The sequence below is a fragment of the Fusicatenibacter saccharivorans genome (assembly GCF_027667425.1).
Taxonomy (GTDB): Bacteria; Bacillota; Clostridia; order Lachnospirales; family Lachnospiraceae; genus Fusicatenibacter; species Fusicatenibacter saccharivorans.
This window is the reverse complement of record NZ_JAQEGR010000005.1, coordinates 143511-168247: the sequence shown is the minus strand read 5'-3', so window position 1 is coordinate 168247 and position 24737 is coordinate 143511. Positions and strand designations below refer to the sequence as shown.

Sequence of the window (24737 nt, the reverse complement as noted above, 5' to 3'; positions counted from 1 at the left end):
TTAGTTAAAACAATTATTGATTAGTGAAAACTAATATAATAATGAAGGACAGTTTTGCCCCTGTTTTTCCTGCAAAACTGTGGAAAAGGAAAAAGGAGGAAGTTATGATCAAAAGAAAAGAACTTCAGAAAAAATCATTAGCAGCCGTAATGGCAGCTTCCATGACCATGAGCCTGCTCCCGGGAACCGCACTGGCGGATGCTACAAGTGGCGTGCTGGCAGATGGCACTTATGAGTCTACGGCTCATGTTACCAGAACTGCAGAAGACGATGAGGATGAGAATGCATGGGATGAATATGACGTTAATGTCAAAATCACAGTTGCAGACGGTAAGTTTTCTGATATTGCAGTAACACCTGGTTCTGGATACAATACAGAAAATGCTACATATTTTAAAAAAGCAGCTACAAACAGCAAAGGATTCAAAACGAAACTTCTTGGAAAAGATGCAACGATTGAAAACATTGAAGGATGGGATATTGTATCGGGTGCAACCAGAACTTCGAATGCAGTAAAAACCGCGGCTCTTGCAGCAACCCAAAAAGCAACCCCGACTCCAGAAGCAGTAGACACCACAGCACTTGAAAAAGCAATCGCAGATGCCGAAGCATTAAAGGAAGCTGACTACACCGCAGACTCCTGGAAAGCTGTCCAGACTGCTCTTACCGCAGCAAAATCTGCTCTTTCTGCAAAAGAATCCCAGAGCGCTGTTGATACCGCGAAAGATGCGCTGAATACTGCAGTAAAAGGCCTTGTTAAAGCACCGACTCCGACGGCGACCCCGACAGCAACGCCAACCGCAACCCCAACGGCGACCCCGACCGAGACTCCAACTGAGCAGGTGGCTTACGTTCTGATGAACATTCCGTATGATGAATTTTATGCTGCAGATGTAAACAACTCTGTTCCAGTGGATGTATTTTCTTCCGCAACGAAGAGCAAAACAAGAACAGCCACTCTTGCCGGTGGTTCTTATCATACCAATGCAGATGGAAGTGCAATCAATGGAATTACCTTCCCGGTTAAAGTAACAGGAGTGGATCTTTCCAAATTTAAGAAAGTAACAGATTCTGACTCTGTAAGTATTACAGTAACAAACCGTGGTCAGACATCTACACAGACATACACTGGAAAAGACGCCTTATTTGAAAACTCAGACTATGCATATTATGTATTAAGCGAAGCACCTTCTTACTACAAAGAAGCAACGGTAAATGCAGATGGCTCTCTTTCTTTTGGAAAAACAGTTGGAACTGCAATTGAACTGACCAATGTATCTCCGGAATTTATGACTGAATCAAGATATGGAGATTATCAGCTGGATCTCGACGGACTGGAGAACACGATTGATGTTGGAACCGATCAGATCTATGGTGTTATTGTCAGCACAAAAGAAGGCAATGACTATGGTATGCGTCATGTGGAAAATATCTGGCGCGGAACAGAGCTGGCATGGTCAACTGGATTTACAACACAGGTGCATGGATGCCCGACTTCTTCTGCACATTACAAGAGCATGATGGGACAGCATATCAATAAGGTTACTTATTATACCAGCAAAGGAATCTACACGATTCCGGTGAATGATATTTTTGTTCCAACAAAATTTGAGGCAAGTGTATCCGTAGAAGACGCTTCTCTTTCCACTGGAAAGACAACGATGACCGTAACCGGACTTCCGGCTGATTATGATGCAGAATATTCCGTAGATGGTCTGGATGGATTTGCAGTAGACGGAAATACCATTTCTTATTCCGCAAATGCGAAAAAAGGAATGTATACTCTGACGATTCATGATAAAAAAGGTGTTTATGCAGATCTGACACAGAGCTTTACTCTGTATACAGATGCAATGCCGGCTGCTTACAACGAAAAAGGAAGTGCTCCGGCGCTTGTAAAAGCAGAGAATGCATCAGAAGATGACTTTGCTGATTATATCAAGAACATCACTTCGGTAAAAGTAAATGGAAAAGAATATGCAGCAACTGGAAAACGGAAAATAATTCTGATCAAAGAAGACGGTACGCTTGATCTGACAGCTGCCGCTTTTGCAGAAGGAAATAAATTTGAAATCGAAGTAACTGCAACAGGTTACAAGACGCTTTCCTTTACTTATGAGAAGAAAGAAACAACATATAAATATGTATATGCAGGTCTTACCTGGGCTGAGTATTGGGCAGCAGAAGGAGTTCAGGCGGCAGGAAGCGACGCTGGTTCGGATGAAACTGACAGTCGCAAAGAAAGTGATAAAGGCGCTTTTGATGTTGTAACCCGTGCGACCACAAACCATGGACTGCACAGAGGAAGCTTCCAGTGCGCAGCGACTATCTACATGAAAGATGGCACAACCTATGATGTGGCATATTATACCGCAGCAACCACGGCAGTTCTGACCAACGGCGAGACCGTAACTTACGATAAGAGCCAGATTGATCATTATGAAGTAAAAGGTCTGAAATATGTGCCTGTAAAAGTTTCGGAAGATGATTACGAAGATTTCTGCAAAAAGTATGTTGTGGTAGAAAACGGCGGAACACTTTCCGGTGGATTTTCTGAAAATAAACTGCAGAGCTATACAGGCCTGGTTGCAGATGTAACAGAAAACACAAACGGTCTGAAGATAGCAGTGAAAAATGCAGATGGAAGCTTCTCCTTCTCTGCAAGAACAACAGGAAGTGAATCCGGAATCAAAGATCAGGCGCTGAAGACAGCTCCGGATGCTGAGACCGTAGGACTGACCGTGAAAGAAGCCAAAGGTTCTTATGGAGAATTCCTTCGCGTAGATTTAACGGGAAATTACGGCGATCTGGCTGCTAATCTGCAGACCGTAACCTGGACTTATTACGGTGATGATTCCACTTATACGAATGCAAAAGCAACGTATGGAACAAAATTCGCAGCAGATAACTGGATGCATAAAGTAATGGGAATTCAGCTTGGCCTTACCGATTCCCTGCGCTGCACTTTACCGGAGGGAACGGATGGAACCGGTTATTGGAAGATTACGATTCATGCACTTGGCTATGCAGATGCTTCCTACACTTTTGAAGCAACTAAAGCGAATATTGTAGGAGCTGATCCGGTAGAGAGCACAGCAGCACTGGAAGAGGCAATTGCAAAGGCAGATACACTGAATAAAGAGCTTTACACGGAAACTTCCTGGAATAATATGCAGACAGAACTGGCAGAAGCAAAAGAAGCATTGGAGAAAAAACAGAGCCAGGGAACCGTAGACGAAGCAACAGAGCATCTGAATGCAGCAATCGAAGCACTTCAGTCCCAGTATGTATTAATGAACATTCCGTATGCTGAGTTCTATCAGGCAGAGGTTCATAACGATATTCCAGTAGATGCATTTACTTCCGCAACCAAGAACAAAACAAGAACAGCCTCACTTTCCGGCGGATCTTACCATGTGAATGCAGACGGAAGCGATATTACAGGTATCACCTTCCCAGTAAAAGTAACAGAGGATATGGATCTGAGCAAATACACGAAAGTGACAGATGAGGATTCTGTAGAAATCACCGTTACCAACCGTGGACAAACATCCACCACAACGTATACCGGAAAAGATGCACTGTATGAGAATGCAAGCTATGCATATTACACTTTACATGAGGTTCCGTCTTATTACAAAGAAGCATCTGTAGATGCAGACGGCAATGTAACCTTTGGTGCTGTTCAGGGAACCGAGGCAGCAAAGCTGGAAAATGTAACGGCAGAGCTCTCCACTAACAGCAAATACGGTGATTATCAGCTGGATCTGGATGGTCTTACTGATACCATCAAAGCAGGCGAAGATACCGTATATGGTGTTGTTGTCAGCACAAAAGAGGGCAACGATTACGGAATGCGTCATCTGGAGAATATCTGGAGAGTGTCTGAGCTGGCATGGAGCACTGGATTTACGACAAGCGTTCATAACTGCCCGACCTCCTCGGAACATTACAAGAGCATGATGGGACAGACCATCAACAAAATTACCTATTACACCAGCAAGGGAATTTACGAAGTCGACGCAGATGTATATGTACCGGTTAAGTTTGCATATGAATTTTCTGTAGAAAATGCGTCTGTCACATCTGGAAATGCTTCTGTTAAACTGGAAGGCCTGCCGGATGATTACGATGCTGTCTATACAGTAGAAGGTCTGACGGGAACCGTGTCCGGTGATACTCTGTACTTCAAGAATGCAGAGAAAGGTTCTTATACATTGACTGTCAGCGATAAGAATGGTAAATATGCAGATCTTTCCGCAGACTTTATCCTTTACACGGAAGAGATGCCGGCAGCATTTAACGAAGATACGACAACACCGGGTCTGTTTAAGAACGGGGATGCAACAGATGAAGAGTTTGCAGATTATCTGAAGAACATTACCTCTGTTACTGTAAATGGAAAAGCATATGCAGCAAGCGGAAGAGGAGCTGTTGTACTGTTCAATGAGGATGGTTCCTTAAAGACAGATGCAGCACCGTTCGCAGAGGGCGATTCCTTTGAAATTACAGTTTCTTCACTGGGATATCAGGATCTTAGCTTCACCTGGAAGAAATCAGCAGAAGAGCCGACTCCTACTCCTACAGAGACCCCAACCGTAACCCCGACCGAGACTCCGACTGTTACCCCGACGGAAACCCCGACCGTAACCCCAACTGAGACTCCGACGGTTACACCTACAACAGCACCAACCACAACCCCGACGACTGCTCCTACCACAATACCTACGACGCAGCCGACGAAGACCCCGACAAGCACCCCGAAAGCAACATCTACTCCGCTTGCAAGTAATAAAGTATCCAATACTTCTACTTCCAAGAAGAGCGATAATGCAAAGACCGGTGATGCTACCAACATCTGGGGATGGGTAAGCATGGCAGTTGCATCTCTTGGTGCCGGCGGACTTGGATTCAAACTCCGCGGCAGAAAGAAAAACGAAGACGAAGAGTAATTCAGAACGAAATAACTGAGAAATTCTTCTGACATAAGAAATCACAGAAACCTCTGTTCCAGCTTTTCTGGCGGAGGTTTCTGCCGTTTCGAGGAGTAAAAAAGTGATTCTTTTCTTTTTGTAAAAAACAAAAAATTAAGTGTTCACACAATGCCCAATTCGTGCGATAATAATACTGTGTTTTTTGCACATGCAGCACAATGGAGGTGACTTAGAAAACATGACAGCAAAACTGTTGGAAAAACATATTACCGATACGATTCGGGAATGGCAGGTGAAGATCGGCTATGAGGGCGGTACGATGAAGCTCTACTACCCGGCGGAGTCCCTGCGCCGTTCCCTTTCTTTAGACGAAACAGAAGACCTGGATGCGGCACTTGCCGCGTTCTGTAAGGAAGTACAGCCGCGTCTTGGAACACTTGCGATTTCAGCGGTCAAGGACCGCTACTGCATGGAAATCCCGGAGGAGGGATGTTCTTATATCGAGCGGAAAATTCCTGTTCCGGAGCTCCTGCAGAACCTTCTGCAGGTGATCACAACGCCTGGAAACACAATGGAACAGGTTCGAAACTGCTTTTCTTCCTATGCAGAGAAAATGCATACTACCGTGGAAGAAAACGCATCCGAGGAGCATGAGATGGGCCATGTATTTTCTTTTTCAGACCCGTCTGTAGATGAATACTGTTACTGTGTCGAAGAAAATGAATTCGGCCTGACGTATCACCGTTTTTCACGGGAAGATTACGAGGCTTTATAAATAAAAGGAGGATATACACCATGGAATTTACAAAACTGCTGGAAGAAAGAAGAAGCATCCGCGCGTTTGATCCGGAGAAACACGTAACCGCAGAGCAGATCCAGGAGATCGTACAGGCAGCGATTCAGGCACCATCCTGGAAAAACTCACAGACAACACGGTACTATGCCCTTGTAACACCGGAGAAAGTCGAAGAATTTTCCGCAAAATGCCTTCCAGAATTCAATCAGAAGAGTTCAAAGGGAGCCGCACTTGTCGTAACAGCATTCGTAAAAGACCGCTCCGGCTTCACGCAGGACGGAACACCGGACAATGAAGTCGGAAACGGCTGGGGCTATTACGATCTTGGCCTGCATGACGAAAACCTGATCCTGCGCGCAAGAGAACTCGGCCTTGATACTCTGATTATGGGAATCCGTGATGAGAAAGCTATCCGTGAAGCCCTCTCCATTCCGGAGAATGAGCTCCTTGGTGCTGTCATTGCTGTCGGCTACCGTGCCATCAACCCGGACAAGCCGAAACGTAAAACCGTGGACGATATCTTAAAACTGTTCTAAATCCGGCGCATCCGTGTGAAGACGTGCGCGGTACTTTCCAGGCGGGAATCCAAAGAACCGGGAAAACTGCTTGCTGAACGCATAGACATCGCCATATCCGACAAGACCGGCAATTTCCTTCATCGGTACGCCGCCCTCGAGAAGAATACGGGCCTGCTCCATTTTCTTCCTGGTGCGGTACCGTGCAGGAGAGACGCCGGTCTGTTTTTTAAATACTTTTCGAAACGTCTCATAACCGATCTGGAGTGACCGGGCAAGCTCTTCGAGAGAAATTTCTTCATCAAGATTCTGCGAGAGCATATCGCAGGCGGCCTCGATCGGATCCCGCTGCAGATTCACCCGGTGCGCATGGTAGCCGTACATTCGCAGAATCTCTTTTTCCATCTCCGGAATCCGCAAAGGCAGCAGACTGTCCGGTGTGGCCTTTAACGACTGCAGAAGCTTCTGATACCGCTCGAGATCGCCGGGAAGCAGCTCTGCCTTTAACACCGGCTCCCGGTTCAGAACCGAAAGCGAGCAGAAAGAATCAAAAAACGGTTTCCCAATCGAGATAAAAAATTCCAGCCATTTCCCATCGGGGTCTACGCGTGTGGAATGCGGCACACCCGGTAGACGCTGGACCATACTTCCCGCCTGCAGCGGATAGGAGGTGCCGTCCTCGGCAATATATTCCCCGCTCCCGCGCAGCAGCACGAAACAGCTGTAATACTCGTTCGAAAAATGATACTGCGAGCGGTCCGCCGTCTCTTTCCGCATAAAACCGCATGCCAGAATCCCGTTCTTCATTTCATTTCCAATACAGCGATAGATAACATCGCTCTTTTCTATTTTTGCAAGCAGATATTCCGGTATCATACGACTTCTCCTTTGCTTTCCCATTTTGGATAAAAGAAACACCAGATCAACTATTTCTCATCCACGTGCAGTGTTTTATACTGAATCATAAGATAACTGCATGAATCTTCTGAAAATCCACAGATGTATTATATCACAGGAAAGCAAAAAAGGAACACCAATCTGGATAAAAAGAAGAGAGGCAGTCGGAAAATGCGAAAGCAAAGGCAAGGAGGGTTTCAAGAACATGAGACAGACAAGAGACTGGGAAAATCAGTATATAACGCAGAAAAATCGTTATCCGATGCATACGCCGTATGGTGCGTATGAGACGGTAGAGCAGGCGCTCGCCGGAAATCGGAACGCGTCCCGCTTTGTAATGGATCTGAACGGAGACTGGAAATTCAAAATGTATCCGTCACCGGAAGCGGTGGAAGCATTTTATGAAGAGAATTTCGATCACGCAGCATGGGATACGATTCCGGTGCCGTCCAACTGGGAATTGCAGGGATATGGAAAGCCGGTTTACACCAATATGCTGTATCCGTTCAAACGGGAGGCAAATGGCGAAGCATTTGAGATCGAGATTATCGAAGGCACCTACGAGCTGAATGCGCCGTATGTGCCGGAGAAAAATCTGACTGGCTGCTATTTCAGAACCTTCGAGGTTCCAACAGACTATATTGGCAGACAGCTTCTCATCGATTTCGGCGGTGTGGAGTCCTGCTTCTATCTCTGGGTCAACGGAAAACAGGTGGGGTATTCCCAGGACAGCAAAGTGAACGCGGAATTTGACATCACCGAATATGTGCAGGAGGGAACGAACACCCTCGCCGTACAGGTGATGCGCTACTGTGACGGTACTTACCTGGAAGATCAGGATTACTGGCATCTGTCCGGTATCTACCGCGATGTCCGCCTCGTATCGAAACCGGTGCAGCACATCCTGGACTATAAGGCAGAGACACTGTTCACACACCCGGATTACACGAAAGCTACTCTCTCTGTCACGATCTGGCCGGACAACTCCAAACCGTTGTACGGCGAGTATCATGCCAAAGTGACGCTGTATGATGCAGAACAGAACAAAGTAACCGAGATGGCTTCGAGACCGTTTGCTGAGTGCGGCTTCTATCTGATGCCGAAATTTATCGCAACCGTTACTGCTCCGGTAGAGAACCCGGCACTCTGGACTGCAGAGACTCCGACACTTTACACCCTCGTTGTCGAGCTGCAGAACAAAGAGAATGAGACGGTTGATATCGAGAGCTGCAAGGTCGGCTTCCGCCAGGTGGAGATCAACGGCCGCGGCGTTCTGACCCTGAACGGCAAGCGCCTTGTGATCCGCGGCGTAGACCGCCACGATTTTTGCGCCGAGACGGGACGTACCGTTTCTGAGGAGCAGATGCGAAAAGAAATTGCTGTAATGAAACGTCTCAATTTCAACGCCGTCCGCACCAGCCATTATCCGAACGCGGTGAAATGGTATGATCTGTGTGACGAGCTTGGCATTTACCTTGTCGATGAGACAAATCTTGAGACGCACGGTTACGGCGGACAGCTCAGTGCATCCGCTGAGTGGACAGCCGCTTATCTGGAGCGTGCAACCCGTATGGTACTGCGTGATAAAAACCATCCTTCCATCGTCTTGTGGTCCCTTGGAAATGAATCCGGTGCCGGGGCGAATCATGCCGCGATGCACGGCTGGATCCGCGAATACGACAAGACAAGATACGTTCAGTATGAGTCCGGCAACCCAAAGAGTAATATTTCCGACGTTATCTGCCCAATGTATCCGACGATGAGCTGGCTTGAGGATGTGATGGCAGACGATTCCGATCTCCGCCCGTTCATTATGTGTGAATACGCTTATGCAAAGAGTAACAGCAACGGAAATTTCAAGGAGTTTTGGGACTATGTCAATAAATACCCGCGTTTCCAGGGCGGCTTTATCTGGGATTTCGCGGACAAGGCGATTGCGATCCACGAGGAGGACGGAAATATCAAATACGGCTACGGCGGAGCGTTCGGAGAGGATGTGACCGATCCGGTTCCGGATATGTGTCTGAATGGTGTTGTCTTTGCCGATCTTTCCTATAAACCGGGCGCCTATGAGGTGAGAAACGGCCAGTCCCCGGTTACGATTGAGCAGGTGAAAAATCCATATACCGGCGAAACTATATGGGTGCTGGCAAACCGCTACCATACCCTCGATCTTTCTCATCTGCAGGTGCGCTATGAAATTGTGCAGAACGGCGAAACGCTTGCAAAAGGCAGCTATCCGGCATTTTACACGGCAGCCGGAACAACAGAGACGCTTCCGCTTCCGGAGCTTCCGGCGAAACTGCATGGCGAGGCGTATGTAAATTATTACGTTGAGCTTGCCCAAGATACCTTCTATGCACCGGCGGGAACAGAACTATACCGCCGTCAGATTCCGGTTACTACAGGTGTTTATCTGGCAGACGAGAAAACGATTGTGGAGAAACCACTGACCGTAGCGGAGGATGAAAATCATGTTCGCATCACCGGCGAAGAGACCGAAATTATCTTTGATAAAAAGACAGGTGAATTTACCAGATATCAGGCAAAGAGCGTTTCTTTTATGACCGGCGGAAAAGATGAATTTTATCGTGCCCCAACCGGTATTGATGAGGGAACCCATGAAAGTGATTACGATGATATCTGGCGCGCGGAAGGTCTGGATCGTCTGAAAAAGAAAGTACAGTCAGTATCGGCTGTCAGTGCCGGAAATCAGGTGCTTCTTGAAGTGCAGGCTTCCTATACCGCGGAGCCGGACAACGCAGTACTCTTTACCGCTCATACTCTGTATCGCATCGGCAGTGAGGGAATGGAGCTGAAAAACGAAGTAACAAACAACAGCGGCCTTGAGACCATCGCAAGAGTCGGACAGTCGTTCTGCCTTCCTGCAGCGTTTGATACGCTCAGCTGGTATGGAAAAGGACCCTGGGAGACGTATGCAGACCGAAAGGACGCAGCTTTTACCGGATTTTACACATCTTCTGTAGCAGAACAGCACGTTCCGTTTGTAGTACCTTGCGAATGCGGTGGCCATGAGGATACGCGATTTGCCGTTCTTTCAGATGGAACACATACTGTTCAGATTGTAGGCAGTGATGATTTCCATTTCAGTGCGCTTCCATATTCTATGGCAGAATATCGAAAAGCCGCATATGAGGAAGAACTTCCGGAGCATACGACAGGAACCTGGCTGATCCTGGATGCAGCACACGCAGGCCTTGGCGGAGATACCGGCTGGACGAAAAATATTCACCCGGAATATCGTGTATGCAAGGGAAGATACAGCTATACGTTCCGTTTCCATTTCGCATAAAAGAAAAAATCGGCCAACTGCCTATTGGATTCTTACGGAACAAATTACAGATTTCTCGTGAATGCTGCAAAGGTTGAAGCAAGAGATACGATTTATCAGCGAATGAAGGCTGGTGAATATATAAGGGAAGAACTTACACCAGATGGACTTCATCCAAATGATAAAGGACACAAACTTGTTGCAGAAGAAATTGAAAAATTCCTTGAAAGCGTGAAAGCAGAATTAGAAGTTGAGGAAAAAGAACCTGTTTTTCCGAAGGCAATGACGGAGAATGCATACGAGAATGCAAAACGCCTGACAATCCGTGAAATTTCACCAAAACTTTGCGGATTTCATGCAGATATGGAAGAGAAAACAGGACATCTTGATCATTTTAAAAATGGATGGATCGGGAAAAAAGCCGGGGATTCTATTCATTTTGAGGTGACTGCTTCCTGCAGTGCAGTGGAGAAAAGAAAATTCATACGGTAGATATAACAATTCTTCCGGAAGAGGTAACGGATACAACTCCATTTTATCTGATGTCATTAATTATTGCATAAGATTTTTGAAGGAGAGGTTTCTGGAGATTGAGACAGCAGCACTTGGAAATGAAGCTGGAATGATCGGTGCAGCAAGTTTACTGTAAAATATGGAGGAGATAAGATGAGAATTAATCCTGATAATAAAAAAATACGTTATAGCGGAAGGATTGACTGGGCGAATCCAAAAGAACCAATCTGGGTTTATCCATGTACATCTGTGGAATTTAAATTTACAGGAAAATATTTGAAAATTTTCCTGAGAAACAAAAATGAATACTGGCAGAATTATCTTGGATGTATTTTAGATGGAGTGCAGTCGTGTTATTATCTGGATAACGAGAAAGAGAATGAAATAGAGATTCGTGTTCCTGAGAATGAAAACGGAGAACATCATGTTCTTTTCTTTAAACGTCAGGATTCCTGCCATGAGATGCACATCCTTGGATTTGAAATTGAAGACGGAGCAAAATTATTGGAACTTCCGGATGCACAGACAAGAAAAATTGAAGTTTACGGAGATTCTGTATCAGCAGGAGAAGTGACAGAAGCAGTGGATTATACAGGAAAGACGGACCCTGAACATCAGGGAGGTTATTCTAACAGCTGGTATTCCTATGCATGGATGACAGCACGTATGCTGAATGCACAGATCCATGATATCGCACAGGGCGGAATTGCATTGCTGGATGGACAAGGCTGGTTCCATGAGCCGGATCAGATTGGAATGGAAAGTGCCTGGAATAAAATCCGCTTCAATAAAACATTTGGTGAACTGACAGAATGGGATTTTAATCAGTATACACCGCAGGTTGTTGTCGTGGCAATTGGCCAGAATGATAATCATCCGTTTGATTACATGTCAGAAGACTATATGTGTGAGAAAGCAATTCTTTGGAGAGAACACTATACAGAATTTTTAAAAAAACTGCGTCAGGTATATCCGAAGGCATCGGTCATCTGCTGTACGACATTGCTTGAGCATGACAGTTCTTGGGACAAAGCAATTGACGATGTAGTGGTTTCTATGGGAGACCGTAAGATTTCCCATTGTATCTTTAAAAGAAACGGAGCAGCGACTCCAGGACATCTCAGAATTCCAGAAACCTATGAGATGGCGAGAGAACTTGCTGATTATATAGAGAATCTGGGAATCGAGGAATGGAAATAATTAGAATAGTAGAGTAATAAGAGGAAGATATCCTGGTGGTCTGATCCGGTTTTATTAGGACATTATCCGGATGAGGGATTGGTGCGTTATGAAAAATATCTTCCGAAAATCACAGAAGAAGATATGCGTCTGATCTCAGAACCGATCGATATCTATGGACAGAATATTTATAATGGAAGATGCGTCCGTATGGGGGAAGACGGAAAGCCACAGGAGGTTTGCCGATATGAAGGATTTCCTAAAACTGCGATCCAATGGCCGGTAACACCGGAATGTCTGCAGTGGGGACCGAAGTTTTTATATGAAAGATATCATAAGCCAATTTACATCACAGAGAACGGATTATCCTGCCATGATGTGATCTCATTAGATGGAAAAGTGCATGATCCAAACAGAATTGATTTTCTTGCAAGATATTTGCGAGAACTGAGAAAAGCAGCAGAGGAAGCGGATATCAGAGGATATTTCCAGTGGTCTTTGATGGATAATTTTGAATGGGCCAAAGGTTACTCAGATCGATTTGGACTCGTATATGTGGACTACAGAAATCAGGAGAGAATTATGAAAGATTCCGCATTCTGGTATAAACACGTGATAGAAACAAACGGAGCAGAATTATAAATGGAAATAAAAGATCCCTTTTGGGGTTTATTTAGTAGCGTTAATAATAAATACTTGACAATTTATAAGGAGTGGTGTAGGGTAAAGGTGTCAAAGGAATTTCACCGGATCGGGTGTAATTCCGTTCACTATCCTATACGAAAAGAAGAGGTATTCATGATGAAAGAATTAAAGCCAATCAAAGAGGGTAAGGTACGCGAGATTTATGATAACGGCGACAGCCTGATCATGGTAGCAACCGACCGTATTAGCTGTTTTGATGTCATTCTGAACAATGTGGTAACAAAAAAAGGTACCGTTCTGACCCAGATGTCCAAATTCTGGTTCGATCTGACAGAAGACATCCTTCCGAATCATATGATCTCTGTAGACGTAAAAGACATGCCGGAATTTTTCCAGCAGGAGAAATTTGACGGAAACAGCATGATGTGCCGTAAGCTGGAAATGCTTCCTATCGAGTGCATTGTCCGCGGCTACATTACCGGAAGCGGCTGGGCAAGCTATCAGAAAACAGGAAAAGTATGTGGCATCGAGCTTCCGGAAGGATTAAAAGAATCTGACAAGCTTCCTGAGCCAATCTACACTCCGTCCACAAAGGCTGAAATCGGAGATCATGACGAAAATATCTCTTATGAGCAGAGCATCGCCCATCTGGAAAAATACTTCCCGGGAAAAGGAGCCGAGTATGCAGAGAAGCTTCGCGACTACACCATCGCTCTGTATAAAAAATGTGCCGATTATGCTTTAAGCAAAGGCATTATCATTGCAGACACAAAATTTGAGTTTGGTCTTGATGAAAACGGAAATATCGTAATCGGCGACGAGATGCTGACTCCGGACAGCTCCCGCTTCTGGCCTGCAGATGGTTATGAACCAGGCCATGGTCAGCCATCTTTTGACAAACAGTTCGCGCGCGACTGGCTCAAAGCCAACGATGGAAACCACGACTGGACTCTGCCGCAGGAAATCGTAGACAAGACGATCGAGAAATATCTTCAGGCATATGAGATGCTGACAGGAAAATCGCTGGCATAAAGAACATCATAGTGTTAAAAAGCTACAGGAGGCAGGTTCTGCCTCCTGTTTTTGCATATTTTGTGATAAGATCAGATGATAATCTGATACTCAAATGCGTGAAACATGTGATATAATGGGAAGAAAGACAGGATGCGAAGGAGGAAACACGATATGAAAATTGCTGCTGCAATTGAAAAAATGACAGATTTTTATAAGGGAAATATTCATGATATTTATCATTTTCTGAAGGTATGGGCCTTTGCAAAGAACATCGGCGAGGCGGAAGGACTGGATCCAAAAACACAGGAAACGCTGGAGATGGCAGCTGTTGTCCATGATATTGCCTGCCCGCTGTGTCGGGAAAAATACGGAAATACCAGCGGAAAGCATCAGGAAGAGGAAAGTGCGCCGCTCGTTGCAGAATTTTTCAAAGATGTACCGGCAGGAGAACTGGATGTCGAACGCATCACATGGCTGGTTACGCATCATCATACCTATACAAATGTAGAGGGAATGGATTACCAGATCCTGCTGGAAGCCGATTTTCTGGTCAATGCCGGCGAGAGCGAATATTCAAAACAGGCGATTGAAAATTTCTGCAGAAAAGTATTTCGGACGGAAGCGGGAACGCATCTGTTGAAGAGTATGTTTCCGGAGAAGGAATAAGGTCATGAAGTGTGACATCCTCCACCACCTCTACAGGTGGTGGAGGATGTCACTTTTACAGCAGGACAGCCGGGGGCATTTAACCTTTATGGCGGTCAACCGGGAGATCCCGAAGTATCTGGATGCTACCTTATGGAACAGGGGATTTGTGGATACAAACGGCAAATACTATGAGCTTTGGAATGCGCAGGCACAGTATTATACGGAGTAAAATTTTGGCAATCTGTCGGCAGAAGCCATTCACAGAGAGATTGACGGTACACTGAAACGGCTGGGAACAGATTATCTGGATCTGTATATCATTCACCGTTTTGACTACGAAACTCCGATTGAGGAAACAATGGAAGCCCTGAATGTATGACCGCACTGGCATGGCAATGGGCGAAGGGAGTCAGCTCCCCGATTATCGGTGCGACCAAGGCGGCAATTGTTTCGTAAAAAACTATGGCATGTAAAACGCCGTCAGACTTGTTGTAGTCTGACGGCGTTTTACGTTAGGAAGCTCTTTGAAGAAACATCTATATTATTTCGTTTCCTGTCCCGCTTTCTTCCGGAACAGTTCTTTTCCACAGCTGATGACAATGATGACACCAAGAACCATCAGCAGAATGGCGATGATGAGCTGCAGTCCCTCAACGAGGAAGACAGCGGTTCCTGCTCCATACGCTTTTACAAGTGCAATGACACGCTCTACCAGTGCGGTAAAGGTGACACAGAGCATGATGATAAGCGGCGGGAACAGGGTTCTGTTTTCACGGCCGGTGACTTTCAGGAAGACACAGAGCGTGATCAGAACGAGTGCACTCAGCATCTGGTTTGCACTTCCGAACAGCGGCCAGATATTGGCATATCCGATCTGGGTCAGGATGTAGCCGCAGAGCAGAGTAACAATGGTAGAGAAATATTTATTGCAGAGCAGCTTTCTCCATCCGGCAGCATGTTCCATATCATCGACAGTGAACAGTTCCTGGAAGGACATACGGCCGATTCGTGCAACGGAGTCAAGACTGGTAAGTGCCAGCGCCGATACACACATCGTCATGAAGCACTGTGCTCCGTATACCGGGATGCCGAACATTTCCAGAAATCCGGCAACACCGGAAGAAAAGATCGCAAATGGCGTTCCGACAGCAGCCGTACCGTCTGCAGAAGCAGCAGCACCGGCAACGCAGAGGGCGAGGACGGCAAGCAGGCTCTCCAGAACCATAGCTCCGTATCCGACTTTCTGCATATCTTTTTCATTCGCAATGGTTTTCGAAGAGGTTCCAGACGATACCAGGCTGTGGAATCCGGAAACAGCACCACAGGCAACGGTGACAAACAGGATCGGGAACAGATCTCCGGATGCCGCATTGTGGAAACCGGTGTACATTGGAAGATTCATTTTCGGGTGTGCAACAACAAGTCCGACAACAGCGCCAAGGATCATGCCGGCAAACATAAAGGTTGTCATAAAGTCACGCGGCTGCATCAGAAGCCACATCGGAAGGACAGCGGCAAGAAAGATGTAGGCAAATACCAGATAAGTCCAGGTTGCTTTACTTGTTACAAGCGGTACATTCATGCCGATTGCAAAAGCTGCAACGGTGCATGCAAGGCCGAGTACCATTTCTTTCCAGCCTTTCCACTGCAGTTTTTTCTGGAGCAGTCCGAAGACAACAGCAAAAGCGATAAACAGCAGGGAGATGCTTCCGGCAGCGCCGTTTACAGTTGCCTGGGCAGAAAGCTTTGTGACGCCGTCAACCGTTTCGTAAGCATTAAATGTTCCGGCAACCATATCTGCAAAGGCGGCGATAACGATCAGTGTAAAGAGCCAGCAGAAGAGAAGAAACAGTTTTTTTCCTGTTTTGCCGATGTATTTCTCAATGAGAAGTCCCATGGATTTTCCTTCGTTTTTGACACTCGCATACAGCGCACCGAAATCGGTAACAGCACCAAAGAAGATACCGCCGATCAGGATCCATAAAAGGACGGGAACCCATCCAAAGACAGCGGCCTGAATGGCACCGGTGACAGGGCCTGCACCTGCGATTGAAGAAAACTGATGGGCGAATACGGTCCATCCATCGGTAGGGACGTAATCCTGACCGTCATTTTTTGCAACGGCAGGTGTTTTTGCTTTGGGATCGATGCCCCATTTCTTTGCCAGCCAGCTTCCGTAGAAGGTATAACCTGCTATCAGACATACGGCGGCGATCAGTACAATAACCAACGTGTTCATAATAAAATTCCTCCTCGTTCAAAAATGATATTTCCAGTTTACATGGATTTCAAATGGAAAAAGAAAAGGGAAAAGGAAATTGTGTGGGTATGCTTGGAAACAAAAAAAGCTTCGTCTCCCTGACTTATGCAAGAAGACGAAGCTTTCAAAAAACGCTCCGCGTTACCACTTCTAATTATCGGCTGTTTCTTTTGGTCGATCACTCAGACAAGATCCCCGAAACCATTTGATACACTTTCCGGTGAATCTCTTCTCTGCTAACGGTGAGAGGCCGGTCCGGACTACTTTCCATTTCTGGTTTCGTCTGTACAGCTCACAGGGGATTGTTCTTTGGGATACCTGCCATCTCGCACCAGCCGATGGTTCTCTGCAAAGGCTCACCCGAAAAATGTTGTCCTGCTCATTGCTTTTTTCTGATCCCTTTTTTCTTTTGAACACTTTGCATTATAGTCTCATTTTTCGGTTTGTCAAGCAATTTTAAAAAAAATATCATGTTTTTTCCCTGAAAAAAGTAAAAATCTATTTCTTGACACAGAAAACCAGAATTTTTATAATAGAAGAAAAAGCGCAGAACCAGAAGGCTTCTGCGGAAAGGTGGTATTTTTGTATGGGGTATTATGACAAAGAACGTGTAAGGGGATTTTTGCACAATCAGGACGGTATTATTGTGAATGATTTCGGAGAAGAGGTGATTCTCCGCGGCTGGGGCATGGGAAACTGGGATAATCTGGAAGGATTTATGCTCGGCACCCAGAGCGGCTTTGGACTGTTCGAGCCTGGAAAATATGCGCCGATGGGACGCATGGACCGTGGAAGAAGTATGGACCAGATTCTACGGGAGACCTGCGGAACGAAATATGCGGAGGAGTTCTGGAAACGCTGGAGACGGCTGTATCTGACGGAGGAGGATATTGCACTTCTCTCCAGACGCGGTTACAATTCCGTGCGTCTGCCGATCCGCGCAGGAAGCTTTCTGTATGAGGAGCCGGGGATTACGTATAATGAAGATTCCTTTGCCATGCTGAATGATGTTCTCGACTGGTGTGAGACGTATCAGGTTTATGCTGTCGTAGATTTCCATGCGGCAACGGCAGGCCAGTCCGGAATTCCGTGTGATGACGGCGTGGACAATGGACAGCATCTGTATGACGATGAAGAATCGATGGAGCGGATGTTTCTTCTGATGGAAGAGTTTATGAGAAGATACAAAGACCGCTGGATCATCGGCGCATATGACTGTATCAACGAGCCGATCTCCATGACGCCGCGCCGCGAGGAGCTGACACCGAAGCTGGTCTATTTTTACGAGGAAATGATCCGCCGCTGCAGAAAGATCGACCAGAAACACTTATTTTTGCTGAATGGTACACAGTTTTCCTCTCTTACATATTTCTTTGATCATGAGTTTGACCCGGAATACCACAACTGGGGCATCAGTCTTCATGCGTATGAGATGGTTGTTCCGGAGGTAGCTTCTCTTGCCAGCGTTCTCCGTACCTGCCGGGAACAGAAGATCTGCCTGTGGATGGGCGAGACAGGAGGAAGAAATGAGCACGCATGGCAGACAACGATGTATGAGATTCTTGCCGAGTACCACGCCGGTTATAATCTGTGGTGCTGGAAAACGGTAGAGGGAGCAGGATGTGCTTCGATTCTGAACTTTAATGTTCCGGATGAATGGCATCTGATTACCGATTATGCAATTAATGGAGCTGCAAAACCGTCCTACGAGCATGCGCAGGCCATCTGGGACAGCTACCTGGAATGCCTGGCGGTCGATAAATGCAAAGAAAATACGCAGTATCATCCTTATCTGCTTCGAGAGGGCAATTTTGAGATCCCGGCGATCGGCTACAACGCGCTGCCGATGGATTCACACCGTGGTCTTAGTGATCTTCCGAATGCTGCAGGATATCGTCTGTATGACCGGTTTGAATTGATTTATGAAAAAGGATATCATCCTGAACCGGCCGGGTTTGCCGCACCGGGTCCGATCAAACATCCGAGAGATCATGTACAGCTTCAGCTGGGAGCAGGAGAGTATGCTTCCTATACAATCCGTGAAAAAGAAACCTATACCGTTTCTGTAACTTACTGTGCAGACAAAGAGGTGAAGGTACAGGCAGCTATTCAGGGAGAGACTCTTTTTGAAGGGGTAATGCCTCCTGCCGGTGAGAAAGTAACTTCGGATGTTCATCCATATTTTGCATATGAAACAGCACCGAACACACTCGAACGGTTCACACTCGGTACCGTTACAGGAGAAGGCATTCTGAAAATAGAGGTTCTGGACGGATGTGCACGGTTCGGACAGATTGTGATTCGGAAAAGTGAAAAATAGCAGAACATAACGTTTCTTTATGAGGAATAAATAACAGATCTATCTGCCCACAGGAATCAAAAAAATCCGACGGGCAGATTTTTTTGATTTTTTTCAGTTTTCCATTGACAATTGCATCACTGGTGCTATAATAAAAACAAACATATGAATAAATGTTCATATGAACAGTGAAAATGAAAAAGGAGATCAAAAGCGATGAAGAAAACGTATAAGATCGATGTTGACTGCGCAAACTGTGCAAACAAAATGGAAGAGGCTGCAAAAAACACAGCAGGTGTAAAGGATGCTACCGTAAACTTTATGATGCTCAAAATGATCGTTGAGTTCGAAGACGGACAGGATCCAAAGAGCGTTATGCAGGATGTTCTGAAAAACTGCAAAAAAGTTGAGGATGACTGCGAGATCTTCCTCTAAAATAAAAAACTTTCATCGGCGGATGGAAGAAAAAGCTGGAGCAGAATAGATTCTAAAACCTGTCTGCGGTTCAGCTCGAGAAAAATCCAGTATTTTCTCTCTGGAGCAGCGGATTTGGATCTGTAAATCTCTGGGATGAAATGCTGGATTTTTTCATCCGGCGGTAAGAACAAAGGAGGCATATGTATGAATAAGAAACAGAAAAAGGTTCTCATCCGCGTCATCGTTGCATCGGTTCTTCTGATTCTCTGCGCGGTACTGCCGACAACCGGCTATGTGCGATTTGCAACCTTTATGGTTCCTTATCTGGTCATCGGATACGATATCCTGAAAAAGGCCTGGAAGGGAATCCTGAACAAACAGGTATTTGATGAAAACTTTCTGATGGCTGTTGCAACGGTCGGTGCCATTCTGCTTGGCGAGTATCCGGAGGGCGTAGCCGTTATGCTGTTTTACCAGATCGGCGAACTGTTCCAGAGCTATGCTGTCGGAAAGAGCCGCCGGAACATCAGCGAACTGATGGATATCCGCCCGGATTATGCAAATATCGAGGTAGACGGAAAACTCGAGCAGGTTGATCCGGATGAAGTTGAGGTTGGCACAATCATCGTTGTACAGCCTGGTGAAAAGATTCCGATCGATGGTGTGATCGAAGAAGGAAACACCACACTGAATACCAGTGCCCTGACCGGAGAGAGTGTTCCGCGTGACGCCCGGGATGGAGACGAAGTCATCAGCGGATGTATCAATATGTCCGGTCTGATTAAAGTAAAAACAACGAAAGAGTTTGGAGAGTCCACCGTATCCAAAATTCTGGACCTTGTGGAAAACTCCAGCTCCAAGAAATCAAGATCCGAGAACTTTATTTCCAAATTTGCGAAATACTATACACCGGCCGTCTGCTACGGTGCGCTGGCGCTGGCAATCCTGCCGCCGCTGGTACGGATGCTGTTTTTAAGTGCCGCTCCTGAGTGGAGCGTATGGATTTACCGTGCGCTGACCTTCCTGGTTATCAGCTGCCCTTGTGCACTGGTCATCAGTATTCCGCTCAGCTTCTTCGCCGGTATCGGCGGCGCAAGCCATGAAGGTGTCCTGGTGAAAGGTTCCAACTATCTGGAAACACTTTCCCAGACCAAATACGTTGTATTCGATAAAACCGGTACCATGACACAGGGTGTCTTTGAAGTAGCCGGTATTCACCACAATACGATCAGTCAGGAAGATGTTCTGGAATACGCAGCACTTGCTGAGTGTGCTTCGAGCCATCCGATCAGCAAGAGTCTGCAGAGAGCATATGGAAAACTGATCGACCGAAGCCGTGTCACGGACATCGAAGAGATCAGCGGAAACGGTGTAACAGCAAAGGTAGACGGTAAAAATGTCGCTGCCGGAAATGCAAAACTGATGGAGCGCCTTGGCGTTGATTATATCGACTGCCACAGCGTCGGCACCATCGTCCATGTTGCTGTAGACGGCAAGTATGCCGGACATATCCTGATCTGTGATATGATCAAACCGCATGCGAAAGAGGCGATTCAGGCGCTGCGGAAATCCGGTATTAAAAAGACGATTATGCTGACCGGAGACTCCAGGCGGATAGCCGATCAGGTAGCTGCAGATCTTGGAATTGATGAAGTTTACAGCGAACTGCTTCCTGGTGACAAAGTAAGTAAAGTGGAAGAGCTGCTTGCTGCAAAGACAGAAAAAGAAAAACTTGCCTTCGTAGGTGACGGCATCAACGATGCACCGGTACTGTCCCGTGCCGATATCGGTATTGCGATGGGAGCACTTGGTTCCGACGCAGCAATTGAAGCAGCTGATATCGTTCTGATGGACGACGATCCGCTCAAGATTTCCAAAGCAATTCACATTTCCAGAAAATGTATTCACATTGTTTATGAGAATATTTATTTTGCAATTGGTATCAAAGTATTGTTCCTGCTTCTGGGAGCCATCGGTATCGCTAACATGTGGATGGCAATTTTCGCAGATGTCGGAGTTATGATTCTGGCGGTTCTGAATGCAATTCGTGCTCTGTTTGTGAAAAATTTATAGAAAGACGAGGACACAAAATGGCAAAAATCAATCCGGAAGAAGCTGATCTGTGCTGTGACTCCTGTGAGGTTCATGAAAATCTGGTAAAGATTGTCAATGAGACCATGCCGGATGAAACAGAGCTTTACGATCTGGCAGAGCTTTTCAAGGTATTTGGTGATTCCACGCGGATCCAGATCCTGTTTGTCCTGTTTGAGGCAGAGGTATGCGTCTGCGACCTGGCAGAAGCACTGCACATGACACAGTCCGCAATTTCCCACCAGCTTCGCATTCTGAAGCAGAATAAGCTGGTAAAGAGCAGACGAGAAGGAAAATCGGTGTTCTACTCTCTTGCAGATGGTCATGTACGGACAATCATCGCACAGGGACAGGAGCATATTGAAGAGGATTAAAAAAAGCATAAGATAGCAGAAACGTCCCGCAGATGAGAAATTTCATTTGCGGGACGTTTCTGCTTTTCACATTCATTCTTTATTTGGTAAACCATGCTTCCCGAACATGCTGTTTTAGAAGGTTCCGTGCATTTTGGAAGCTGTTTTTTTGCTTTGTTTACATAACCGAATTATGTAAATTATTTCTTGAATTTCATGATTTATACTCCTCGGAGTAATACGGAATGCAGAGATACATACCGTCCGTGATCTGGTTGGAACTCAGGTGATTGATCTCACGGACCTCAGCAATGTAACTGGAAATATCGGAGTATTCTTCTGTACGGTATTCTTTGGCGATATCCCACAGTGTATCGCCGGAAGAAACGCGGATACTGGTGTAGTATTTGTAGGTTGGAGCTTTCGGCTCACTGTCTGCCTGCGTATTCTGCGGCGTGAAGTGGAAGATTAAAAGAAATGTGACGGCAACCAGAGACAGGAGAGCGGCGGCTGCGCGGATCTGCAGTTTTCTTCTCTGGATTTTTCGTCTTTCTCTCAGTGATTTTCTTTTCTTTGCATTGGTACTCATGTAAAATTCCCCCTTGATTTGTGATAGAAGAGTAGTTGTGCTACGTGAACATTTGTTCTTTCGAATATATGTTCATTATAATAAAAGAACGTATGTTTGTCAATACGAAATACGAACAAATTTTCGAAACTTTTGTTTGCGTTCCGGTTGGATTTATGGTAAAATTTATTTGGTATATTTTAAGCAAATATCGTATAGAAAGAGGGGACTACCCTAATTCATATAAAAAACGAAACGACAGGAGGAACATACGATGGCTGGAGACAAAAATAAACTGACAGAGAAACAGAGACAGATTCTCGAATATTTAAAACAGGAAATTTTGCAGAGAGGATTCCCGCCGTCTGTGCGTGAGATCTGCGAAGCGGTTTCCCTTCGTTCTACATCCTCGGTACATGCACATCTGGAAACACTGGAGCGGAAAGGCTATATCAAACGAGATGCAACAAAACCGAGAGCCATTGAAATCTGCGATGAAGGATTCCATACCGGCCGCCTTGGTGCAATCCAGGGAATTGCATCGGAAGACACCGCATCCCAGAGTGAGGTTGCACAGATTCCGCTGATCGGCAAAGTAGCTGCCGGAGAACCGATTCTTGCGGTAGAGAATATTGAAGGATATTTTCCGATGCCGGTAGACCGTCTGCCAAACGCAGAAACGTTCCTTTTAAAGGTACAGGGCGAAAGCATGGTAAATGCAGGTATTTTAGACGGTGACCTTGTTCTTGTGGAACAACAGGCAACTGCGGAAAATGGAGAAAAAATTGTCGCTCTGGTCAATGATTCCGCTACAGTAAAAACATTCTACAAGGAAGACGGTTATTTCCGCCTGCAGCCGGAAAACGATGAGATGGATCCGATCCTTGTGAATGATCTGCAGATCGTAGGAAAGGTAATCGGAGTATTAAGATTTTTATCCTGAAAAATAAAAGAAGAAAATAAAAAATGTTGTGAAAAAACGAACAAGAAATCGGCCTGTAAAATTCGGCGGTTTCAGAAGAAAAACCGGTGATTTCTGAAAGTAACTCTTCAACTATTCGAAAAACCTGCGTTTCCCGAATAGTTATATAGAAGAAATACTTCTTTCATTTTCCCGGTTTTTCTGTTTAGAAAGGCTCATTTGCAGTTATGAAATCAAAAATTACGTATCACGAACAAACCGATATGGAAAATACACTGAAGCTCCGCGAGGTTCTGAAGACGCTTCCCTCTTTTACTTCCGAATTTTTCCGCGGCATCAGCACAACGACATCGACCAGCACACGAATCAAATATGCATATGACCTTCGGATCTTTTTTCAGTATCTGCAGAAAGAAAATCCGGAACTTGCCAAAATTCCCATGGATCAGATGTCCGTTGATGTGCTTGACCAGGTCACTGCACTTGATCTTGAGGAATACACAGAATATTTAAAGGCTTATATCGGTTCCCAGGAATCTTATACCACCAACGGGGAAAAAGGCCTGAAACGAAAATTGTCGGCACTTCGGACGTTCTATTCCTATTATTTCAAAAAGGAACTGATTGAGACAAATCCTACGCTGCTTATCGATATGCCGAAGCTCCATGAAAAAGAAATTATCCGTCTGGAGCCAAATGAGGTTGCGGAGCTTCTCGATTTTATTGAATCCTGCGGCGACGGGCTGAGCAATCATCAGCGGGCCTACTATGAAAAAACAAAGGAACGTGATTTTGCAATCATTACTCTTCTGCTTGGCACGGGAATCCGTGTGTCGGAATGTGTCGGGTTAGATATTGAGGATGTCGATTTTAAAAACAATGGCATCAAAGTGCTTCGAAAAGGTGGAAATGAAATGTTTGTCTACTTTGGAGATGAAGTTGCCGAGGCACTGAAAAAGTATATCGAAGTCCGCGCAGGTATTACGCCTGTGGCAGGACACGAACACGCACTCTTCTATTCGGCGCAGAGAAAACGGATCAACGTCAAGACGGTGGAAAATCTGGTGAAGAAATATGCGTCCCAGGTGACGACAACGAAGAAAATTACGCCGCATAAACTGCGTAGTACGTACGGTACGACGCTGTATCAGGAAACAGGCGATATTTATCTTGTTGCGGATGTTCTCGGCCATAAGGATGTCAATACGACGAAGAAGCATTATGCTGCCATGGACGATGCAAGGCGCCGTCAGGCTGCCACAGCGGTACGGCTGCGGGAGTCCATGCCGGAGCATGAGGAATAAAAACATATCAGAAACCAAAAGAGGAATCAACAGGGATTATATCCCATTCGTTGATTCCTCTTTTTTATGGAGACGACTTCTCTCCTGCTT

19 protein-coding genes and 1 pseudogene are annotated in these 24737 nt (G+C 45.8%); 17 read left to right on the top strand and 3 right to left on the bottom strand.

The window, feature by feature from the left end; all coding sequences use genetic code 11:
- Positions 1 to 104 precede the first annotated feature (104 nt).
- The 3 genes from PGS38_RS06505 to PGS38_RS06495 all read left to right on the top strand — a co-directional run bounded on the left by PGS38_RS06505 (position 105) and on the right by PGS38_RS06495 (position 6266).
- The gene (locus tag PGS38_RS06505) at positions 105 to 4952 is read left to right on the top strand and encodes a penicillin-binding Tp47 domain C-containing protein (RefSeq protein ID WP_118659662.1); all 4848 of its coding nucleotides are present in this window, start codon (positions 105 to 107) and stop codon (positions 4950 to 4952) included.
- Positions 4953 to 5172: 220 nt separating this feature from the next.
- On the top strand, positions 5173 to 5709 hold the full coding sequence (locus PGS38_RS06500) for a DUF3877 family protein (RefSeq protein ID WP_055266095.1): 537 nt from the start codon (positions 5173 to 5175) through the stop codon (positions 5707 to 5709).
- Positions 5710 to 5729: 20 nt separating this feature from the next.
- A complete protein-coding gene (locus tag PGS38_RS06495; protein WP_117508939.1) occupies positions 5730 to 6266 on the top strand; it encodes a nitroreductase family protein in 537 nt (178 codons plus the stop codon).
- Here PGS38_RS06495 and PGS38_RS06490 read toward each other — a convergent pair.
- Positions 6252 to 7121 (bottom strand): helix-turn-helix domain-containing protein, encoded by an 870-nt coding sequence (locus tag PGS38_RS06490; RefSeq protein ID WP_158565898.1) that lies wholly within the window; start codon positions 7119 to 7121, stop codon positions 6252 to 6254. The two genes, PGS38_RS06495 and PGS38_RS06490, sit on opposite strands and share 15 nt — an antisense overlap.
- 226 nt (positions 7122 to 7347) lie before the next feature.
- Here PGS38_RS06490 and PGS38_RS06485 point away from each other — a divergent pair, with 226 nt between their 5' ends.
- The 8 genes and pseudogenes from PGS38_RS06485 to PGS38_RS06450 form a co-directional block, all read left to right on the top strand.
- On the top strand, positions 7348 to 10455 hold the full coding sequence (locus tag PGS38_RS06485) for a glycoside hydrolase family 2 TIM barrel-domain containing protein (protein WP_158581784.1): 3108 nt from the start codon (positions 7348 to 7350) through the stop codon (positions 10453 to 10455).
- 57 nt (positions 10456 to 10512) lie between these two features.
- On the top strand, positions 10513 to 10926 hold the full coding sequence (locus PGS38_RS06480; RefSeq protein ID WP_147342480.1) for an SGNH/GDSL hydrolase family protein: 414 nt from the start codon (positions 10513 to 10515) through the stop codon (positions 10924 to 10926).
- Between the two features lie 174 nt (positions 10927 to 11100).
- Positions 11101 to 12147 (top strand): SGNH/GDSL hydrolase family protein, encoded by a 1047-nt coding sequence (locus PGS38_RS06475; RefSeq protein WP_118594433.1) that lies wholly within the window; start codon positions 11101 to 11103, stop codon positions 12145 to 12147.
- A gap of 27 nt (positions 12148 to 12174) precedes the next feature.
- Positions 12175 to 12768 carry a glycoside hydrolase family 1 protein gene (locus PGS38_RS06470; protein ID WP_330416875.1) on the top strand — a complete coding sequence of 198 codons (594 nt, stop codon included), beginning with the start codon at positions 12175 to 12177 and terminating at the stop codon, positions 12766 to 12768.
- A gap of 159 nt (positions 12769 to 12927) precedes the next feature.
- Positions 12928 to 13803 carry a phosphoribosylaminoimidazolesuccinocarboxamide synthase gene (locus tag PGS38_RS06465; protein ID WP_118640608.1) on the top strand — a complete coding sequence of 292 codons (876 nt, stop codon included), beginning with the start codon at positions 12928 to 12930 and terminating at the stop codon, positions 13801 to 13803.
- Positions 13804 to 13956: 153 nt separating this feature from the next.
- A complete protein-coding gene (locus PGS38_RS06460; protein WP_117508936.1) occupies positions 13957 to 14451 on the top strand; it encodes an HD domain-containing protein in 495 nt (164 codons plus the stop codon).
- Between the two features lie 46 nt (positions 14452 to 14497).
- Positions 14498 to 14662: a hypothetical protein gene (locus tag PGS38_RS06455; RefSeq protein ID WP_022462877.1), complete on the top strand. Its 165-nt coding sequence runs from the start codon at positions 14498 to 14500 to the stop codon at positions 14660 to 14662.
- Positions 14663 to 14806 (top strand): annotated as a pseudogene (locus PGS38_RS06450) (aldo/keto reductase); the annotation flags it as partial. It abuts the gene before it with no gap.
- Positions 14807 to 14974: 168 nt separating this feature from the next.
- On the opposite strand, the gene PGS38_RS06445 reads toward PGS38_RS06450, so the two are convergent.
- Entirely contained in the window at positions 14975 to 16672 is a 1698-nt protein-coding gene (locus PGS38_RS06445; RefSeq protein ID WP_022462875.1) for a carbon starvation CstA family protein, read from the bottom strand.
- 607 nt (positions 16673 to 17279) lie between these two features.
- Here PGS38_RS06445 and PGS38_RS06440 point away from each other — a divergent pair.
- The 4 genes from PGS38_RS06440 (at position 17280) to PGS38_RS06425 (ending at position 21874) form a co-directional block, all read left to right on the top strand.
- Entirely contained in the window at positions 17280 to 19013 is a 1734-nt protein-coding gene (locus PGS38_RS06440) for a glycoside hydrolase family 5 protein (protein ID WP_118640609.1), read from the top strand.
- 195 nt (positions 19014 to 19208) lie between these two features.
- Positions 19209 to 19427, top strand: coding sequence for a cation transporter (locus tag PGS38_RS06435; protein ID WP_055266075.1), 219 nt, complete (start codon positions 19209 to 19211; stop codon positions 19425 to 19427).
- A 186-nt stretch (positions 19428 to 19613) separates the two neighbouring features.
- Positions 19614 to 21482, top strand: coding sequence for a heavy metal translocating P-type ATPase (locus tag PGS38_RS06430; RefSeq protein WP_118640610.1), 1869 nt, complete (start codon positions 19614 to 19616; stop codon positions 21480 to 21482).
- Positions 21483 to 21499: 17 nt separating this feature from the next.
- On the top strand, positions 21500 to 21874 hold the full coding sequence (locus tag PGS38_RS06425; protein ID WP_055217845.1) for an ArsR/SmtB family transcription factor: 375 nt from the start codon (positions 21500 to 21502) through the stop codon (positions 21872 to 21874).
- A gap of 193 nt (positions 21875 to 22067) precedes the next feature.
- On the opposite strand, the gene PGS38_RS06420 is transcribed toward PGS38_RS06425, so the two are convergent.
- Positions 22068 to 22442: a LysM peptidoglycan-binding domain-containing protein gene (locus PGS38_RS06420; RefSeq protein WP_022462870.1), complete on the bottom strand. Its 375-nt coding sequence runs from the start codon at positions 22440 to 22442 to the stop codon at positions 22068 to 22070.
- 253 nt (positions 22443 to 22695) lie between these two features.
- On the opposite strand from PGS38_RS06420, the gene lexA reads away from it, so the two are divergent.
- Together lexA and PGS38_RS06410 are read left to right on the top strand one after the other, a co-directional pair.
- On the top strand, positions 22696 to 23364 hold the full coding sequence (lexA, locus tag PGS38_RS06415) for a transcriptional repressor LexA (protein ID WP_055217843.1): 669 nt from the start codon (positions 22696 to 22698) through the stop codon (positions 23362 to 23364).
- A gap of 206 nt (positions 23365 to 23570) precedes the next feature.
- Positions 23571 to 24647: a tyrosine-type recombinase/integrase gene (locus PGS38_RS06410; RefSeq protein WP_022462868.1), complete on the top strand. Its 1077-nt coding sequence runs from the start codon at positions 23571 to 23573 to the stop codon at positions 24645 to 24647.
- Positions 24648 to 24737 lie beyond the last annotated feature (90 nt).